10 protein-coding genes and 1 tRNA gene are annotated in these 16,313 nt (G+C 72.4%); 6 read left to right on the top strand and 5 right to left on the bottom strand.

The features are described 5' to 3' along the window. Positions 1-498 precede the first annotated feature (498 nt). The gene (locus WMF31_RS30520; protein ID WP_436605321.1) at positions 499-2,631 is read left to right on the top strand and encodes a response regulator; all 2,133 of its coding nucleotides are present in this window, start codon (positions 499-501) and stop codon (positions 2,629-2,631) included. Positions 2,632-3,102: 471 nt separating this feature from the next. Next, positions 3,103-3,468 carry a hypothetical protein gene (locus WMF31_RS30515; protein ID WP_436605320.1) on the top strand — a complete coding sequence of 122 codons (366 nt, stop codon included), beginning with the start codon at positions 3,103-3,105 and terminating at the stop codon, positions 3,466-3,468. Between the two features lie 160 nt (positions 3,469-3,628). Here WMF31_RS30515 and WMF31_RS30510 read toward each other — a convergent pair whose 3' ends face one another. Further along, positions 3,629-6,100, bottom strand: a complete 2,472-nt coding sequence (locus tag WMF31_RS30510; RefSeq protein ID WP_436605319.1) for an STAS domain-containing protein — start codon at positions 6,098-6,100, stop codon at positions 3,629-3,631. Positions 6,101-6,817: 717 nt separating this feature from the next. Here WMF31_RS30510 and WMF31_RS30505 point away from each other — a divergent pair. Further along, on the top strand, positions 6,818-8,176 hold the full coding sequence (locus tag WMF31_RS30505; RefSeq protein WP_436605318.1) for a hypothetical protein: 1,359 nt from the start codon (positions 6,818-6,820) through the stop codon (positions 8,174-8,176). 115 nt (positions 8,177-8,291) lie between these two features. Here WMF31_RS30505 and WMF31_RS30500 read toward each other — a convergent pair whose 3' ends face one another. Further along, positions 8,292-8,777: a gluconokinase gene (locus WMF31_RS30500; RefSeq protein WP_436605317.1), complete on the bottom strand. Its 486-nt coding sequence runs from the start codon at positions 8,775-8,777 to the stop codon at positions 8,292-8,294. A 233-nt stretch (positions 8,778-9,010) separates the two neighbouring features. Here WMF31_RS30500 and WMF31_RS30495 point away from each other — a divergent pair, with 233 nt between their 5' ends. Beyond that, positions 9,011-10,327 (top strand): serpin family protein, encoded by a 1,317-nt coding sequence (locus WMF31_RS30495; protein WP_436605316.1) that lies wholly within the window; start codon positions 9,011-9,013, stop codon positions 10,325-10,327. A 13-nt stretch (positions 10,328-10,340) separates the two neighbouring features. On the opposite strand, the gene WMF31_RS30490 is transcribed toward WMF31_RS30495, so the two are convergent. Together WMF31_RS30490 and WMF31_RS30485 are read right to left on the bottom strand one after the other, a co-directional pair. Beyond that, positions 10,341-11,003, bottom strand: a complete 663-nt coding sequence (locus WMF31_RS30490; RefSeq protein ID WP_436605315.1) for a methyltransferase family protein — start codon at positions 11,001-11,003, stop codon at positions 10,341-10,343. A gap of 542 nt (positions 11,004-11,545) precedes the next feature. Further along, positions 11,546-11,619 (bottom strand) — tRNA-Arg (locus tag WMF31_RS30485). A 171-nt stretch (positions 11,620-11,790) separates the two neighbouring features. Here WMF31_RS30485 and WMF31_RS30480 point away from each other — a divergent pair. Then, complete coding sequence (locus WMF31_RS30480; RefSeq protein ID WP_436605314.1) at positions 11,791-13,419, top strand: L,D-transpeptidase; 1,629 nt, start codon at positions 11,791-11,793, stop codon at positions 13,417-13,419. Positions 13,420-13,523: 104 nt separating this feature from the next. Here WMF31_RS30480 and fusA read toward each other — a convergent pair whose 3' ends face one another. Beyond that, complete coding sequence (gene fusA, locus WMF31_RS30475; protein ID WP_436605313.1) at positions 13,524-15,635, bottom strand: elongation factor G; 2,112 nt, start codon at positions 15,633-15,635, stop codon at positions 13,524-13,526. Between the two features lie 159 nt (positions 15,636-15,794). Here fusA and WMF31_RS30470 point away from each other — a divergent pair, with 159 nt between their 5' ends. Next, positions 15,795-16,193, top strand: a complete 399-nt coding sequence (locus tag WMF31_RS30470) for a transcriptional regulator (protein ID WP_436605312.1) — start codon at positions 15,795-15,797, stop codon at positions 16,191-16,193. Positions 16,194-16,313 lie beyond the last annotated feature (120 nt).

Below are 16,313 nucleotides of genomic sequence, written 5' to 3'. Positions count from 1 at the left end.
CCTCCGCGCGGGCACGGGCCTCGGCGCGCCGGAATCCTCTTTTCAGGCGAGCGCGCTCCAGTGTAGGGTCCGAGTCCGGGGATCATGGAGCGCCGTCAGGAAACTACTTATTGGTACTGCAGGCCAGCCCTGGGTCGCGGGTAAGTTGGCGCATCGACTACGATACCACCTCGTCGGTGCAGTTCAGGGAGGGCTGGAATGGAACAGTCGTGCGGCCTTGCCAGGGGAGCCCAGCATTCCGGAGACGAACGCGAGCGGCATGAGCGCGGCGCGCCGGCGCTGCCCGGGAGGGCGGCGGAGCGCTCGTCCACCGCGGCCGCGGGGTGCGCTCCTCTGCGCGCAAGGAAGGCGTTGGGCCCCCTGGGCCTCCTCGAGCGAGCCCCCTGTCCGGGCAGGGCCGCCTGAAAGCGGTGAACAGAACAGCGTTCCTGATGGTGTTGATGTTGCGAGATCGGCGGTGTCGGTGACGCCGGAGGGGGTGGGGCAAGGAGACACGGGATGAGGGCAGAAGTAGGCAGGGTCAACATCCTGGTCGTGGACGACAGGTCCGAGCAGCTCCTCTCCCTGGGGGCTGTTCTCGAGCCGCTCGGCGAGAACATCATCAAGGCTGGGTCCGGGAGGGAGGCGCTCCGCTGCCTCCTTCAGGAGGAGTTCGCGGTCATCCTCCTGGACATCAACATGCCGGAGATCGACGGGTTCGAGACGGCGAGCCTCATCCGCAAGCGGAAGAGCACGCGGCACACGCCGATCATCTTCCTGACGGCGCACACCGAGCGCGTCTACGTCGAGCGCAGCTATTCGCTCGGGGCAGTGGACTACATCATGACGCCGTTCGCGCCCGAGGTCCTCCGCACCAAGGTGTCTGTCTTCGTCGACCTCTTCAAGAAGACGCAGAAGATCAAGCTCCAGGCCGAGTCGCTGCGCGCGCACGCGGAGCAGCTCCAGCGGCTCAACCGCGCCGCGGTCACCATCAACTCGGCCCGGTCGCTCGACGACATGGTCGCGGCGATCACGGAGGCGGCGCGCGACGTCGCCGGCGCCCATCAGGCCATGACGCTCGTGAAGGTGGAGAGGCCCGGCGAGCCGGCGCGGACGGCGGTGTCGATCTCGGAGCGGTACGCGACGTTCCAGCAGGAGTCGCCGACGCCCATCGCGGGCAGGCTGGGCGCGTTCGTCTACGGCCGGAACAGGCCCCTCCGGATGACGCAGCGAGAGCTCTCCCAGCACCCGGAGTGGCTGGACGACGGCGGGCAGACGCCGCCGCGGGGGTACCTCGCCGTGCCCCTCACGGCGCCGGACGGCCGGAACATGGGGACCATCCAGCTCTCGGACCGTCACGACGGCGAGTTCTCGGACGACGACGAGACCGTCCTCGTGCAGCTCGCGCAGCTCGCCTCCATCGCCATCCAGAACTGCATGTACGCCGAGGCGCGCGAGGCGACCCGCGTGAAGGACGAGCTCCTCGCGACGCTCTCGCACGAGCTGCGCAGCCCGCTCAGCGCGATCCTCGGCTGGACGCACCTCCTGCGCAGCGAGCCGCTCGACGAGCGGCGGGTGGCCCACGGGCTCGAGGTGATCGAGCGCAACGTGGTCGCGCAGACGAAGCTCATCGAGGACCTGCTCGACGTCTCCCGGATCACCGCGGGCAAGCTGCGCATCAGCGCGGCCCCGATGGCGCTCGCGCCCGTCGTGGAGACCGCCCTCGACGCGATCCGCCCCGCCGCCGAGGCCAGGCAGCTCGCGCTCGACGCCTCGCTCGACCCCTCCCTCGAGGTGAACGGCGACGCGGATCGGATCCTCCAGGTCGCCTCGAACCTCCTCTCCAACGCGCTCAAGTTCACGCGCCCGGGAGGCCGCGTCGACGTCTCGCTCCGGCGGGCCGGCGCCCACGCCGAGCTCGCGGTGCGTGACACGGGGGAGGGGATCGCGCCCGACTTCCTGCCGTTCGTCTTCGAGTGCTTCCGCCAGGCGGACAGCTCGAGCCGCAGGGCGCACGGGGGCCTTGGCATCGGGCTGTCGCTCGTGCGCACCATCGTCGAGGCCCACGGCGGCTCGGTCGCCGCCGAGAGCCCGGGGCTACAGCAGGGGTCGACGTTCGTGGTCCGGCTCCCGCTCCTCGGCGCCGAGCGCGGCCGCTCCGCGGGGCCGCTCCGGGAGGCGGGGGCGCGCGCGCGCGTGGCCTGCGCCGGGGCCGCGTGCGATCTCGGGGGGCTCCGCGTCCTGCTCGTCGAGGACGACGCGGACGCCAGGGAGCTGCTCCAGGAGGTGCTGTGTCAGCACCACGCCGAGGTGACCGCCGTGGCGTCGGTGCGCGAGGCGCTCGCGGCGTTCGGCGCGGCGCGCCCGCACGTGCTCGTGAGCGACATCGCGATGCCGGGCGAGGACGGATACGAGCTCATCCGCCGCATCCGCCAGCGCCCGGCGCACGCCGGCGGCGACCTGCCCGCGCTGGCGCTGACGGCCTATGCCCGCAAGGAGGATCAGAGACGCGCGCTCGACGCCGGCTTCCACATGCACGCCGCCAAGCCGATCGAGCCCGCCGCCCTCGTCGCGGCGGTGGCGAGCCTCGCGGCCAGCGCCCGCGCCGGCGAGCTCTCCGGCGACAGGAGCGGGGCTCGGACGAGCCGATAGCGGCCTGAGCGCCTCTCAGCCCTCCCGTCGCCCGGGGGAGGGCACATTCTTCTCCTCGTGGCAACGGGAGAGCAGGATTGTTTACGCCTTCAGCACGTTTTCGTCGGAGGCCGTCTTTCCTGGAAAGTTGTTTGTTGCGGCGGATACGACTCAAGTCCAATTGCCCCCGTTCCTGGCGGGCACAGCCAGAGGATGGGCTTGACGCAGCGAGTGTTCGCGGCTCGTGGGCCATCCGCAACGATGATGCAGCGAGACAAAACGCTTGCCTTGTCCAGTATGGTGGCCTATTGTCCACAATAACGGAATTGCCGTGGTGCTGACACCGAATCATTGCATGCGGAGCGTTCGTGAGGTCCGCGGACGCGGATCTCGCGCAATTTTCTTCGCAAACAGGTCGCATGCGGGGCGGCTGTCGGCACAGGGCGTACCGAGCCATTCTTTGGGAAACAACCCGACGGAGAGAATGAGACCATGAAAGCTTCCATGAGCATCCTTGCCAGCGCGCTTCTCCTTGGTGCGACCGTGATGATCGGCGCCGGATGCGGCGACGATGAGGAGGGCGATACGACCTCCACGTCGGCCACCACGGGTGGCGGCGAGGGCGGCAGCACGGGTGAGGGCGGCAGCACGGGTGAGGGCGGCAGCACCGGCGAGGGCGGCAGCACCGGTGAGGGCGGCAGCACCGGCGAGGGCGGCAGCACCGGCGAGGGCGGCAGCACCGGCGAGGGCGGCAGCACGGGTGAGGGCGGCAGCACCGGTGAGGGCGGCAGCACCGGTGAGGGCGGTAGCACCGGCGAGGGCGGCAGCACCGGCGAGGGCGGCGGGGATGGCGCCTGAGATCAGCTCGCCTGATGCGTTCCTCCCTGGATGGGCCCGCGGTGCGGGGTAGTCCGGGGAGGCGCCCCGCATCAGCTCGATAGGCAATCACCGGAAGGTGGGGAGTGGGCAGGGCGCTTTGCGCCTTCGACTTCCCAGCCTCCGGTGAGGGCCGACCGGTTCACCTCGGATCCTGTGCGCGCCGGTGCCGGCTCATCCCGGCACGGAGGGACTGCGCACCGGGCTGCGTCCGCGCTGCCACGCGTCTTCTGCGGCGCCGCGCGCCTCGCGCGAGCTCCAGCGCGCAGGCGAGCCCGCTCTGGAGCGTCCGGCGCGTGACGAGACCGGACAGATCGACGCCGAGCTCGGCGAGCGCCTGCGCGGTCTCGGGGCAGATGCCGGTGGCGACCACCTGCGCCCCGAGCGGGCGCAGCGCTGCGGCCGCTTGCGTCAACGCGATGGCCAGGCCGGCCTCGACGCGCCTCGCGCCGCTGACGTCGATGACGACGACCCTGGCGCGGCGCGCCGCAGCGCCCGTCACGATCCTCTCGAGCGCCCGCGCCACGCGCGCCGGGGTCATCTCCCCGGCGAGGGGCAACACCAGGATGCGGCCGGGGATCGGGAGGAGCGTCGCGGTGGGCTCTGGCCGCGGCTCACGCCGCGCCTGGGAGAGCTCCTCCATGCTGGCCGGCGGCGGCGCCACGCTGGCCGGAGATGCCACGCGGGCTGGAGGCGTCACGTGGACTGGAAGCGCCACGGTGGCCGGATACGCCAAGGCTGGAGACGCCACGGTGGCCGGGGGCGCGATGGTGGCCGGGGGCGCCATGGTGGACGGGGGCGCCACGGTGGCCGGGGGCGCGATGGTGGCCGGAGGCGCCACGGTGGCCGGAGGCGCGATGGTGGCCGGAGGCGCCACGGTGGCCGGAGACGCCATGGTGGCCGGGGGCGGCACGCTGGCCGGGGGCGGCACGCTGGCCGGGAACACCGACGGTGGCCGGCTGGAGTGCCCGGCGAGCGCGGCCTGCGCGACGAGGTGCGGGTACCTTCGTGACAGCTGCCTCAGCTTGGCCGTGGCGCCCCACCGCAGGTAGCCGTCGTAGGCGTCGCTCATGTAGACGTGGGCGATCCGCTCCCGCCCGCTCGCCAGGTGGAACTTCGCGCAGAGCTCGCTGGCGAGCGCCTCGTCACGGACGAACCCGTTCACCCTCGCCGCCTCGATCGCCTGATCGTAGAGCTTCATCGCCGCGAGCTCCTCGCCGGCGGCGCGCGCGGACTCCGCGCGGACCAGGAGGTGCTTGTGACGGTAGTTGTCGGGGCACTGCTCGGCCCACTCCGCGAGCCGGTCCCGGTAGCTCTGCAGCGAGATGGCGGTCAGCTGCCGGTCGCGCGGCCTCGCGGGCGAGAGCTGCGCGAGGCAGGTGTAGAAGACGACCTCCGTCGCGAGGTGGTCGCCGGCCCCGCCCTGCATCCTGGCCTCGGCGAGGGATCCCATCCGCAGCGCGCCCTCGGGGTCCTCGAACAGAAAGCAGAGCTGCTGCCGCAGCGCGTGGTGGATGAACGCGACGGCGCCGTAGCCCGGCCCCGAGATCGTCTCCTCGTAGGCCGCCTCGTCGGAGGCGCCGCTGCCCGGCGCGCGCCGGGCCGGCGAGGCGCCCGTCAGGACATCGAGCGCCCGGCGCACGCTGGTCAGCGCCGCGGCGGCGAGCTCGTCCCGCGCGCGCTGTACCACCGTGAGGAACCCGTCGACCTCGTCCCGCACCGCCTCGCACTCGTCCCCGAGGCCGAAGCGGACGAGGGAGGCGTGGACGCACGTGTGGGACAGGTAGGTCAGATCGCCCGTCCTGAGCCCGTCCTCGTGGGCCCGCGTGAAGAGATCGAGGCTCGAGAGCAGGTGCTTCGTGAAGACGCTGATGTGCGCGCCGAGCAGGAGCCGAAGCCGGCACGACAGCTCGCGCTGGTCGGAGCGCTCGCTCAGGTCGAGCGCGAGCGCGCCGAGCTCGTAGGCCTCCTCGTACCGCCGGAACATGCGCGCCACGACCCAGGCATAGGCCATGTAGCCGAACGGCGAGGCGCCGCCGTGCCCGCGCTCCAGCGCGAGGTTGACCTGCCTCGCCGCGATGAAGGCGCAGAGCGGCGGGCTCACCATCGCGGCGGGCATGAACAGGGACATCAGGAGCCGGAGCGCCGCGCGCGTCCGGTCGTCCGATGTCTCGGGCTCGTCGAGCAGATCCTTGATCCGACGCCTGCCCAGCGCCGCGCGCGCGGCCGCGAGCTCGGCGTCCACGGCCGCCTTCCGCGCCGGCCCGTCGTCGGGGAGGCTCTCGCCGAGCATCGCGAGCGCCGACCTCCCGGCCCGGAGCGCCTCGTCGAGCCGGCCTTGCGCGGTGAGGATCGCGATCCTGAGCTCGTGCGCCCGGACGCGCTCGAGATCCGAGCGCGCCGCCGCCCCGAGCGCTTCGAGCATCGACGCCGCGCGCTCGATCTGACCGCCGAGGTACGCGCGCTCGGCTGCCTCCGCACACCGCGAGAAGGCGAGGCCGTCGTCCCGGTCGAGGCCATCCGCCGGCGGCGCCGGGGACCTGGCCTCGAAGACGCCACTGGCCCCCTCGCCCGCATCGAGCTCCTTCGCGATCATGGTGGGGGAAGGGATCATGGGAGGGGCCGTCGCCCACGGAAGCGGGAATCTCCGGCGCGACGTTCGCCGGAGCCGTGTGATGGCATCCTACCGGAAGCGGCACGTGTGCGCCACGGTGCGCGCTCCGTCTTGTTCTTGCTCCGTGCGCGTCACGCATTCAGGCGCTCCGGCCGCGCGCATCACGCCCTCAGGCGCTCTGGCCGCGCGTCACGCATTCACAGGCGCTCCGGCCGCGCGCGCCACGCCTCAGGCGCTCGCGCCGCGCGCTCCGGTGAGAGGCCTTGCCTTTCGCGCCAGGGCAGGGTCTTCCACCGCGACTGCGTGTGCTCGCGTGTCCTGCGGTGGTGCCGTGGTTTGGGTGCTTACTGGAGGCGCTTGCGTTCCGGCGAGCCGCGAAAGGGGCGCACCGGAACGCAAGCCCCGGAGGTGAGCCAGCGTGCTGCACCACCGTCCTGTACGGGGCGTGACGAGGGCACGGCGCGGCCTCGTCGCGTCGAGGGTGCCACTCCCCGATGAACCCGCGACGGACGCGACATTCCAGCCCCTTCTGTGCCTCGTGGAACCTTGAAAGGACCTGGGCATCGCGCTGGTCCGCATCGTGCAGCGTTTCCAGTCTGCCCGCCTCGGAGCGGGCGAGGAGAAAGCTGTATGCAGTCTGTCTGGCGAGCGTCGAGCGCGCTCTGTGGGGTCCTCTGCTGGGGCGCTGGCTGTTGTTCAGGACCTGCGGAGGGCGTGATGGAAAGCGTGCCGGAGCGCGAGCGCGCCGAGACGTCACGGGCGAACACGGAGCACGGCGTGTCGCCGAGGATGTGCAGGACGGGATCAGCGGGGCTCGACGGCGTGTGTCAAGATGCCGCGATCCCGGCCGGCGATGGGGAGCGAGCCCAGCCGGCGTGTCAGCACGCGCCGTTCAGCCGGATGTTCCCGGGCAGCGGCGCGACCCTGCGCGGCTTCACGGTCGACCGCGCCGGGAACGCGCTCCTCGCCGGCGCCTTCGAGGGCGAGCTGGCGTTCGGCGCCGCCCGGCTGGAGAGCGCGGGGGACGCGGACGCGTTCGTGGCGAAGGTCGACGCGTGCGGCGTCCCGCTCTGGAGCCGGCGGTTCGGCGACGGGGCGGCGCAGGGCGCGCTCGACGTCGCCGCCGCCGGCGGTCACACGCTCGTGCTCGGCGATTTCGCGGGCACCCTCGATCTCGGGGTGCGCCGGCTCACGGCGTCGCGCGCGGGGGGGGATCTGTTCCTCGTGAAGCTGGGCCCGGACGGCAGCACGCGCTGGGCGGTGCAGCTCTCCGCCGAGGAGGGCAGCATCCTGAGCGGCACCGCGCTGGCCGCCGACGGCAGCGGCGGCGTGCTCCTGCTCGGCCGGCTCGAGGGCGCGGCCACGATCGACGGCGCGCGGATCGAGCGGCGGGCGATCGGCGCCTTCGTCGCGCGGCTCGACGCGGCCGGCCGCCTGCGCTGGGCGAGCATGCCGCCGAGCGGCTCCGACAGCGAGGAGATCGGCGTCGAGGCCGACGAGCGCGGCAACGTGCTCCTGGCGAGCCAGGACGCGCGGGGCACCGCGACGTCCGTGACCAAGCTGGACCCGTCGGGAGAGCTCCTCTGGCACAAGCGGTTCCGCGGCTCGCCGGAGCAGCTCGAGGAGGCGTACGATCTCGCCGTGGCGCCGGACGGCTCGGCGCTGCTCTCCGGCAGCGGCGTCTTCGGCGATCCGGCGCTGCGGGGCGGGCCGCGGACGTTCGTGGCCAGGCTCAGCCCGGAGGGCGACGTGCGCTGGGTGAAGGGGTTCGGCGAGCAGAGCCCCCGCCGGATCACGGCGGGCGACGAGCGCGTGGTGCTGGCGGGCGACGCGCTGTGCGCGGCCACGGACGAGTCGACGTCGTGCAGCGCCTGGACGGCCGAGCTCAGCCTCAGCGGCGAGGAGCGGTGGACCCAGCGCATCGGCGAGGACGTCCGCGTCGCCGGGTTGAAGATGGACCCGTGGGGGAGTCCGATCCTGGCCGGGTCCTTCCAGGGGACGCTCGCGCTGGGGGGCGACCCGCTCTCCAGCGCGGAGGGCGCGCTGTTCCTGAGCCGCCTGCCCGCGTCGCGCTGACGCCGGCGACCCGCGCCCGGTGCGCCGCCGCACGTACTGCGCGCGCCGCGCGGAGTGCGGTCGCGCCGGCGTCATCGGGTCCGGCGCGGTCGGGACCGGCGCCGTGGAGCCCGACTCAGAGGCCGATCGCGCGGCGGATGGCGGCGGTGATCTCGCCCGGGGTCCGGCCGATGTCCACGCGCACCGCGTCCTCGGGCGGCTCCAGCGCGGCGAGCTGCGTCGGGAGGAGGCCGGGGGGCATGAAGTGGTCCCTCCGCGCGGACAGGCGCGCCGCGATCAGCGCGGGATCGCCGGTCAGGTGCACCACGCGCATCCGCGCGGGGTCGACGAGCAGCCGCGCGCGGTGCGCCGCCTTGAGCGCCGAGCAGGCGATCACGGCGTCGCTCCCCTGGTCGAGGAGCTGGGCGACGCGGGCCGAGAGCGCGGCGATCCACGGCGCCCGGTCCTGCTCATCGAGCGGCTTGCCCGCGCGCATCTTCTCGATGTTCGCGGCGGGGTGGAGGTCGTCGGCGTCGACGAACGCCCATCCGAGCTCGCGCGCGAGGCGCGCGCCCACCGTCGTCTTCCCGGCGCCGCTCACGCCCATCACGAGCACGATCACGGGAGCCGCACCTCGGTCTCTCGCCCTCTCCGCACGATGCCATCCATCCTATCACGCGCGCCCGCCCTCCATCCCGCGCAGCGCCCGACCGCGCCGGCGCCTGCCCTCGCGGCCGGCCCCGGCCGCTGCGGGCCGCGCGTCCGGCGCGGTGGGACAGCGGCTCCCGGGGTCGGCCCCGCCCCGGGTCGGCCCCGCCCCGGCGCCCCGGCACAGCGCCTGCTCTGCACGGCGCCATGGGCATTCATCCGATCTCCGCATTCCTGTTGCCGCTGTCCCTCGTGCTGGCCGGCTGCGTCTCGGACAGCACCGATCCGGAGCCGCAGCCCTCGCCGCCCGAGTGCCGCGATCCCGACACCGCGGGCTGCGTCGTCGCCTCCGAAAAACCGCGGGTCCTCGAGCCGTCCGTGCCGGACGCGGACCGCAAGGAGCTCGCCGACGGAAACACGACGTTCGCGCTGGAGCTCTACCGGCGGCTCGGCGCCGAGCCGGGCAATCTCTTCTGTTCGCCCCACAGCGTGTCGAGCGCGCTGGCGATGACCTACGCGGGCGCGCGCGGGGAGACCGCGGCGCAGATGGCCGGCGCGCTGCGGTTCACGCTGCCCGGGGAGCGGCTGCACCCCGCGTTCAACGCGCTCGACCTCGCGCTCGCGAGCCGCGGCGAGGGCGCCGAGGGGCGGGACGGCGGCGGGTTCCGGCTCCACGTCGCCAACGCGATCTGGGGGCAGGTCGGTTATTCCTTCCAGCCCTCGTTCCTCGACGTGCTCGCCCAGAGCTACGGGGCCGGCCTGCGCGTCGTCGACTTCGTGGAGGCGCCCGAGGCGGCGCGGGGGATCATCAACGACTGGGTGGCGAGGCGCACCGAGGATCGGATCCGGGACATCCTGCCCGAGGGAGCGATAGGCCCGTCCACCCGGCTGGTGCTGACGAACGCCATCTATTTCAATGCAGCATGGCAGTTCCCGTTCAAGGAGGAGCAGACGACCCCGGGCGATTTCACGCTGGCGGACGGCTCCACCGTCTCCGTTCCGATGATGGCCGGCGTCGCGCAGCTGCGTTATGGCGAGGGCGACGGTTACCAGGCGCTGGAGATGCCCTACGAGGGCGGCGAGCTGTCGATGTTGCTCGTGCTCCCGTCGGCGCTCGGCGAGCTCGAGGCGGGCCTCGACAGGGCGCGCCTCGACGGGATCCTCGACGCGCTGGGGGAGCGGAGCGTCGCCATCACGCTGCCGCGGTTCGAGATCGAGTCGACCCTCGACCTCGTGCCGCCGCTCAGCGAGCTCGGCATGCCCATCGCCTTCAGCGGAGACGCGGACTTCTCGGGGATCAGCGGGCAGGGAGGGCTGTCCATCACCGACGTGATCCACGAGGCGCTCGTCTCCGTGGACGAGGCGGGCACCGAGGCCGCGGCGGCGACGGCCGTCGTCATCGGCGAGACCGCGGCGCCCGAGCCCGCGACCATCCGATTCGACCGTCCGTTCCTCTTCTTCATTCGCGATCACGCGACGGGCGCGATCCTGTTCGTCGGCCGCGTGGCCAACCCGTCCGGGTGAGGCGAGCGCCCCGTCAATAAACGCCAGGGACGAGCCGCGCGGGGGTCCGGCGCGCGTACTCGTCGTATTCGGGGAAGGTGTCGCGCAGCACGCGCTCCTCGTACCTCATGCGCATGATCTGCAGGATGAGCTCCACCGTGAACAGGAGCAGCGCCGCGAGCGACGGATAGAGCACGACCAGCGCGGCGGCCTGGATCGTCCCGGCGAGGTAGAGCGGATGGCGCACGAGCTGGTAAGGCCCGCCCGTGACGAGGCGGCGCGCCTCGGGCATGACGCTGAACGATTTGCCCAGCCATCCGAGGCAGACCAGGGAGAGCGTCAGGCCCGCGGCCATGATCAACGTGCCCGCCATCTGGCGGGCGGGCGTCGGCTCGACCCTGGGCAACCACGCCAGGCTCCCCGGCAGGAGACCGGCGGCGAGCGCGGTGATCCGCGGCACGACGCCCCCCAGCTTGCGTAGCGGGCGGAGGCGCACCAGCGTCAGCGTCGCGACGAGAAACAGATAGGCCTCCGTGGCCAGGAGCGCAGCCACCGTCGTCCCGTACGTGAGCCCCGTGGGCCCGCGCCACTCGAACAGGTGAACGTAGATATCCCTGCTGACGAACAGGGCGTTATAGAGCATCAGGGCGGCGAGCGGCAGCCGCATCGCGAGATCATAGAGCCGTGCCCCATCCATTGTGAGCCCCCTTACAGTTTAGCGTGAGAGCGGGCACGGGTGCGGTCAAGCCAGCTGCGCAGTTCGTCTTGGCGGTTCCCGATGGTCCATTGTTCATCCGGCGTGGGCGCAGCGCGCGGCGGTCCGGCGCGCCGCGGGCCTGTTCGCGACGGTCGATCCGGGCGAACAGCGCAGGATCAAGGCCTCCGCGACATGGCGGACACACACGCTGCGTTCTGTCGTGACCGCGCGAGAGCCCTTCACCGCCCGTGGCGAAAGGGCCTGTGTCGCTTCAGGACACAGGCGCTCGGGCGGCAGGGGCGTCGGGGCGTCCACGCGCGCATCGTGCCGCGCCCTGGCCGATTCGCCGCGCGCGCTGGGCGTGGCGCTGCACCTCGCCGTTCTCGAGCCGCTCGGCGACGGCGCGCTCCACCGCGTGATCGCCTTGCCGATCAACGAAGGTGCGGAGCGCGTCGCGCGCTCGACGACGGGCATGACCACACCGCCCAGGCGGAGCCCGGGCGGGTGAGGTGAGCGGGAACTCGTGAACTGGAGAAACCCTGCGCGCCACAGTGGATTCGAACCACTGGCCTTCGGCTCCGGAGGCCGACGCTCTATCCAGCTGAGCTAGTGGCGCACGCTCGCGGGGTTCGCGAGGGCCCCGAACCTAGCCGGGGTCGGGCCTCTGCGCAACCCTTTCCAGCAACATCGTGCACCTCCCGCCGCGGAGCATCGGGCCGGCGCGGAGCATCGGGCGAGGGCTGGCCAAAACTTGGCCACGCGCCTGGCTGTCCGGCATCCCCGGAGCATGCACGCCCGACAGCGAAGCTCTGCGCTCCCGGCGGTCTTCCCGCGCGCGGCCCTCCCGGTCGGCCTGGCGATCGCCGCCCTCTCCTTGCCGGCCTGTCAGGACGGCGAGAACGCCCTGCCCGAGGGCATCATCAGCCTCTCCTCGGGGGCAGCCCAGCCCCGGTCGCCCGCGGACGACCCCGCCACCATCCCGCGCGTCGACGGGCCCCGCATCGGGGCGGTGGAGATGGTGGCGCCCATCTACGAGAAGGCGGATCGCCGCTCGACGAAGCTCGGGTACCTCCGCGCGGGAGGCACGATCCCGCGCGGGGAGAAGCCCGTCGCCTTCGACGACTGCCAGGGCGGCTACTACCGCGTGCTGCCCGCCGGGTTCGTCTGCGCCGAAGGCGACGCCACGACCGACATGAAGCACCCGATCCTCCGGGCGCTCACGCGGCGGCCCGACCTGTCGAAGCCGATGCCGTACCCGTACGCCTTCGTCCGGGCGATCGCGCCGAACTACTACCGCATGCCGTCCGAGAAGGAGCAGCTCCGGTACGAGATGAGCCTGGAGCGGCACCTCCGCAGCTACAGGAAGCTCAAGAAGAAGTGGGACGCGATCAAGGTCGGGTCGAACGATGTGCCGCTCGACGAGCAGGGCAACGCCATCGGCGAGCCGCCCGAGGAGCCGCCGGAGCTCAGCGACAGCGAGCTCTACGGCGGCAACGGGAGCGACGAGATCCCCTGGTTCTTCAAGGGCGGGCGGCAGATCCCGAACATCTCGTCGTTCAAGGTGCCGGGCTACGCGGTCATCACGAACCGCATCGCGCGCAAGGCGGGGCTCGCGCTCATCGACACGTTCATGGGCGACGGGGAGCGGCGCTTCGCGATGACGACGGACGCGCGGCTCGTGCCGACCTCGAAGCTCAAGCCGGCGCGCGGCTCCACGTTCCACGGGGTCGACATGACGAAGGGCTGGGAGCTGCCGCTCGCGTTCGTGCACCGGCAGGGCGCGAAGCGCTACGATCTCTCGCGCCTCGCGCTCGACGAGGCCGGCGATCTGCCCTGGCACACGGCCGTGCAGCTCACGGGGCGCTCGAAGCGGCTGGGCGGCGCGCGCCTGGTCGAGGCGAAGGACGGGACGTGGGTGCGCGACGCCGACGTGGCCATCGCGGTGAAGCCGTCGGAGCTGCCGTGGTTCGCGAAGGGCGACGTGAAGTGGATCGACATCTCGATCTACAACCAGACGCTCATCCTGTACGAGGGGAGGAAGCCCGTATACGCGACCGCGGCCGCGACGGGCCGCGACGGGCTCGGCGACCCGAAGAAGACGTTCTCGACGGTGCGCGGGACGTTCCGGATCCGCGACAAGCACGTCACGACGACGATGGACTCGCACGAGGTCGGCAACCAGTTCGAGCTGCGCGACGTGCCGTGGGTGCAGTATTTCGAGGCGGGCTACGCGATCCACGCCTCGCCGTGGCACGACGACTACGGCAAGCCGCGCAGCCACGGCTGCATCAACCTCTCGCCCATCGACGCGCGCCGGGTGTTCCTCTGGACCGATCCGCCGGTGCCCGAAGGGTGGCACGGGGTCAGCGCGGGCGAGGCGACGGGCGAGGGGACCCTCGTCCACATCCACCCCTGAGGGGCAGGTCGGGCCGGGCCGCCCGGCCCTCGCCGAGGGCCCATCGCGGCGCGCGGTGGCCCTCGAGCCCTCGCCGCCGCCCGCCCGCCGCGCGAGGCGCCGCGTCAGTCCTCGTCCGCCTCGGCCTTGAACCCGCTCTCCTTGATCACCTTCTCCTGCACCGCCGGCGGGCAGATCTCGAGGTGCTCGACCTGCATCGTGAACGTGCCTTTCCCCTGGGTCATGCTCTTCAGCTTCGACTCGTACTCGAGCACCTCCGCGAGCGGCACGAACGCGTTCACGATCGTCTGATCGTCGACCGAGTCCGTGCCGACGATCCTCCCGCGGCGGCTGTTGATGTCGCCGATCACGTCGCCCATCGTCGCGCTCGGGACCGTCACCGAGAGCCGCACGATGGGCTCGAGCAGCACCGGCGCGCACTGCGCCGCGGCGGCCTTGAACGCCTTGCTGCCCGCCATCTGGAAGGCCGCGTCCGAGGAGTCGACGTCGTGGTACTTGCCGTCGAAGAGCCGCACCTTCACGTCGACCATCGGGAAGCCGGCCAGGAAGCCCTTCGACATCGCCTTGACGATGCCCTTCTCGACCGAGGGGATGAACTGCCGCGGCACGGCGCCGCCCACGACCGCGTCCTCGAAGACGAAGCCGCCGCCGCGCGGCAGCGGCTCCATGTCGATGTAGCAGACGCCGAACTGGCCGTGCCCGCCCGTCTGCTTCTTGTGCTTCCCCTCGACGTTCGTGGCCTTCCTCGTGATCGTCTCCTTGTACGCGATGTGCGGCGGGCCGAGCCGGCAGTCGACCCCGATGCGCCGGCGGATGCGCTCGACCGTGATCTCGAGGTGCAAGGCGCCGAGCCCCGAGACCACGAGCTCGCGCGTCGCCGGGTCCTGGTGCACGCTGAGCCCCGGGTCCTCCTCCGTGAGCCGGTAGAGCGCGTTGCCGACCTTGTCCTCGCCGCCCTTCGCGTCGAACCGCACGCCGCGCGAGAACAGCGCCGGCGGCAGCTCCGGCGCGCTGAGCAGGAACGGGTGCTTGTCGTCGCTGAGCGTGTGCCCGCTCAGCGTGGTCTTCAGCTTGTGCAGCGCGACGATGTCCCCCGCGCGCGCCTCGTCCACCTGCTTGTGGTCCTTGCCGACGACGTGGTGGATCTTGCCGAGGCGCTCGGCGTTGCCCGTGCTCGCGTTGAGCAGCGTGGCGTCGGGCCGCAGCGCGCCCGAGAGCACGCGCGCGAACGACGTGCGGCCGGCGTGCGGATCGATCGAGGTCTTGAAGACGAACGCCGCCGCCGGCGCGTCCGCCGACGCCGGCCGCTCCGCGGGCTGCGGCGCGGCCCCGGGCTTGCCGGACGGGGCGACGCCGCCCCACGCCGGGTGCTCGGTCGGGGGAGGCACGAGCTCGACGATGCCGTCGAGCAGCGCGGCGACGCCGCTCGGGCGCACCCCGGAGGCGTAATAGACCGGGAGGAGCGCGCCCCGCTGGACCGCGGCGCGCAGCCCCTGGTCGAGCTCCTCCTGGGTGAGATCGCCCTCGGTCAGGTACTTTTCGGTGAGGACGTCGTCGCTGCCCGCGACGTCGTCGACGAGCTTGCCCCGGGCCGCCTCGACGCGGCCGGCGACGTCGGCCGGCACCGGGGCGCCCGCGGCCGCGCTGGGCGCCTCGGGCTTGTCGAGCCAGGCCTTCTTCGTGCGGACCGCGACGACCCCCCGGTACGCCAGCCCCTCGTCGACGCGCTCCTCCATCACCGCGAGCGGCGCCTTGAGGCGGGCCCGGACCTCGGCGACCACCTCGTCCGGCCGCGCGTTCTCGGCGTCGATCTTGGTCACCACGATCATGCACGGGAGCTTCGCCTCCTTCACCCAGCCGAAGACGCGCTCGGTGATCGGCTGCACGCCGTCCTTGCCGCTCACGACGAGGATCGCCGCGTCCACCGCCGCGAGCGCGAGCCGCGTCTCGGCCAGGAAGCTCCCCTCTCCGGGCGTGTCGACGAGGTTGATCTTCTTCCCACCCCAGGCGAGGTGCGCGACGCTCGCCTCGAACGAGCAGCCGTGCTCTTTTTCCTCGGCGGCGTCGTCGAGGACACTCGACCTGTCGTCCACCTTGCCGAGCCTGGCCGTCGCCTTGGCGACGTACAGCATCGCCTCGGCCAGCGACGTCTTCCCAGCCCCCTTGTGCCCGATGATTGCAACGTTCCTGATGTCCCCTGCCTCAGTCGTTGTCATTCCTCGTTCGTATCAATCCCCGTCGAGGACGAGAAGGCCGGCAAGCGATTTTTGCGGCGCTCTCCTCGACGCAGGACGACGGCGACGGCGAGGGGCGGCGGTCGATCGCTCACCCGGGCTCTGCCGCAACGCGCTGCGGCGTGCGCGACGGACACACGCGTGTCCGGCGCCGCGGGGGAGGATCTCGCGCGCGGGCTGCACACGGCGTCGGGGCGCGACATGAGCGCGCTCCGCCTCGCGCTCCAGATGGCGCTCGGCGTCGCGCTGCCGCTCGCATTGCAGCTCTGGGATCGCCGCCGGCTCACGCCGGAGCAGCGCGCGGCCTGCTGGAACGGCGCCACGTGGGGCGCCGCCCTGTACGCGTTCGGGCCGCTGTCCATGCTCGGGTGGTGCTGGATCACGCGCGGCGTCCACCGCGGCCGACCGGGCGTGAGCGGGCGGCGATTCGGGCGCGCGCTCGGGGCGCTCGGGCTCGGCGCGGCGTCGTCCGCGGCGCTCGTCCTGGTCATGAGCGGCGTCGATGCCCTGGTCGCGCTCGCGCTGGGGCTCCCGCCCTGAGGCCTCCAGCCGGCGCCCGGCGGCGCATGTCATGGACAGGATTACCGCGCTATAAATCTGATATTCAGGGGACGGGTTTTGATTCCGCGACGGCGCTCGCGGACACCGAGGCAGTGCGTT

Origin of the sequence: Sorangium sp. So ce1036 (assembly GCF_051369805.1) — a bacterium.
GTDB classification, from domain to species: Bacteria; Myxococcota_A; Polyangia; order Polyangiales; family Polyangiaceae; genus Sorangium; species Sorangium cellulosum_F.
The sequence above is the reverse complement of the archived record's forward strand: the minus strand, read 5'-3'. Positions and strand labels throughout refer to the sequence as shown.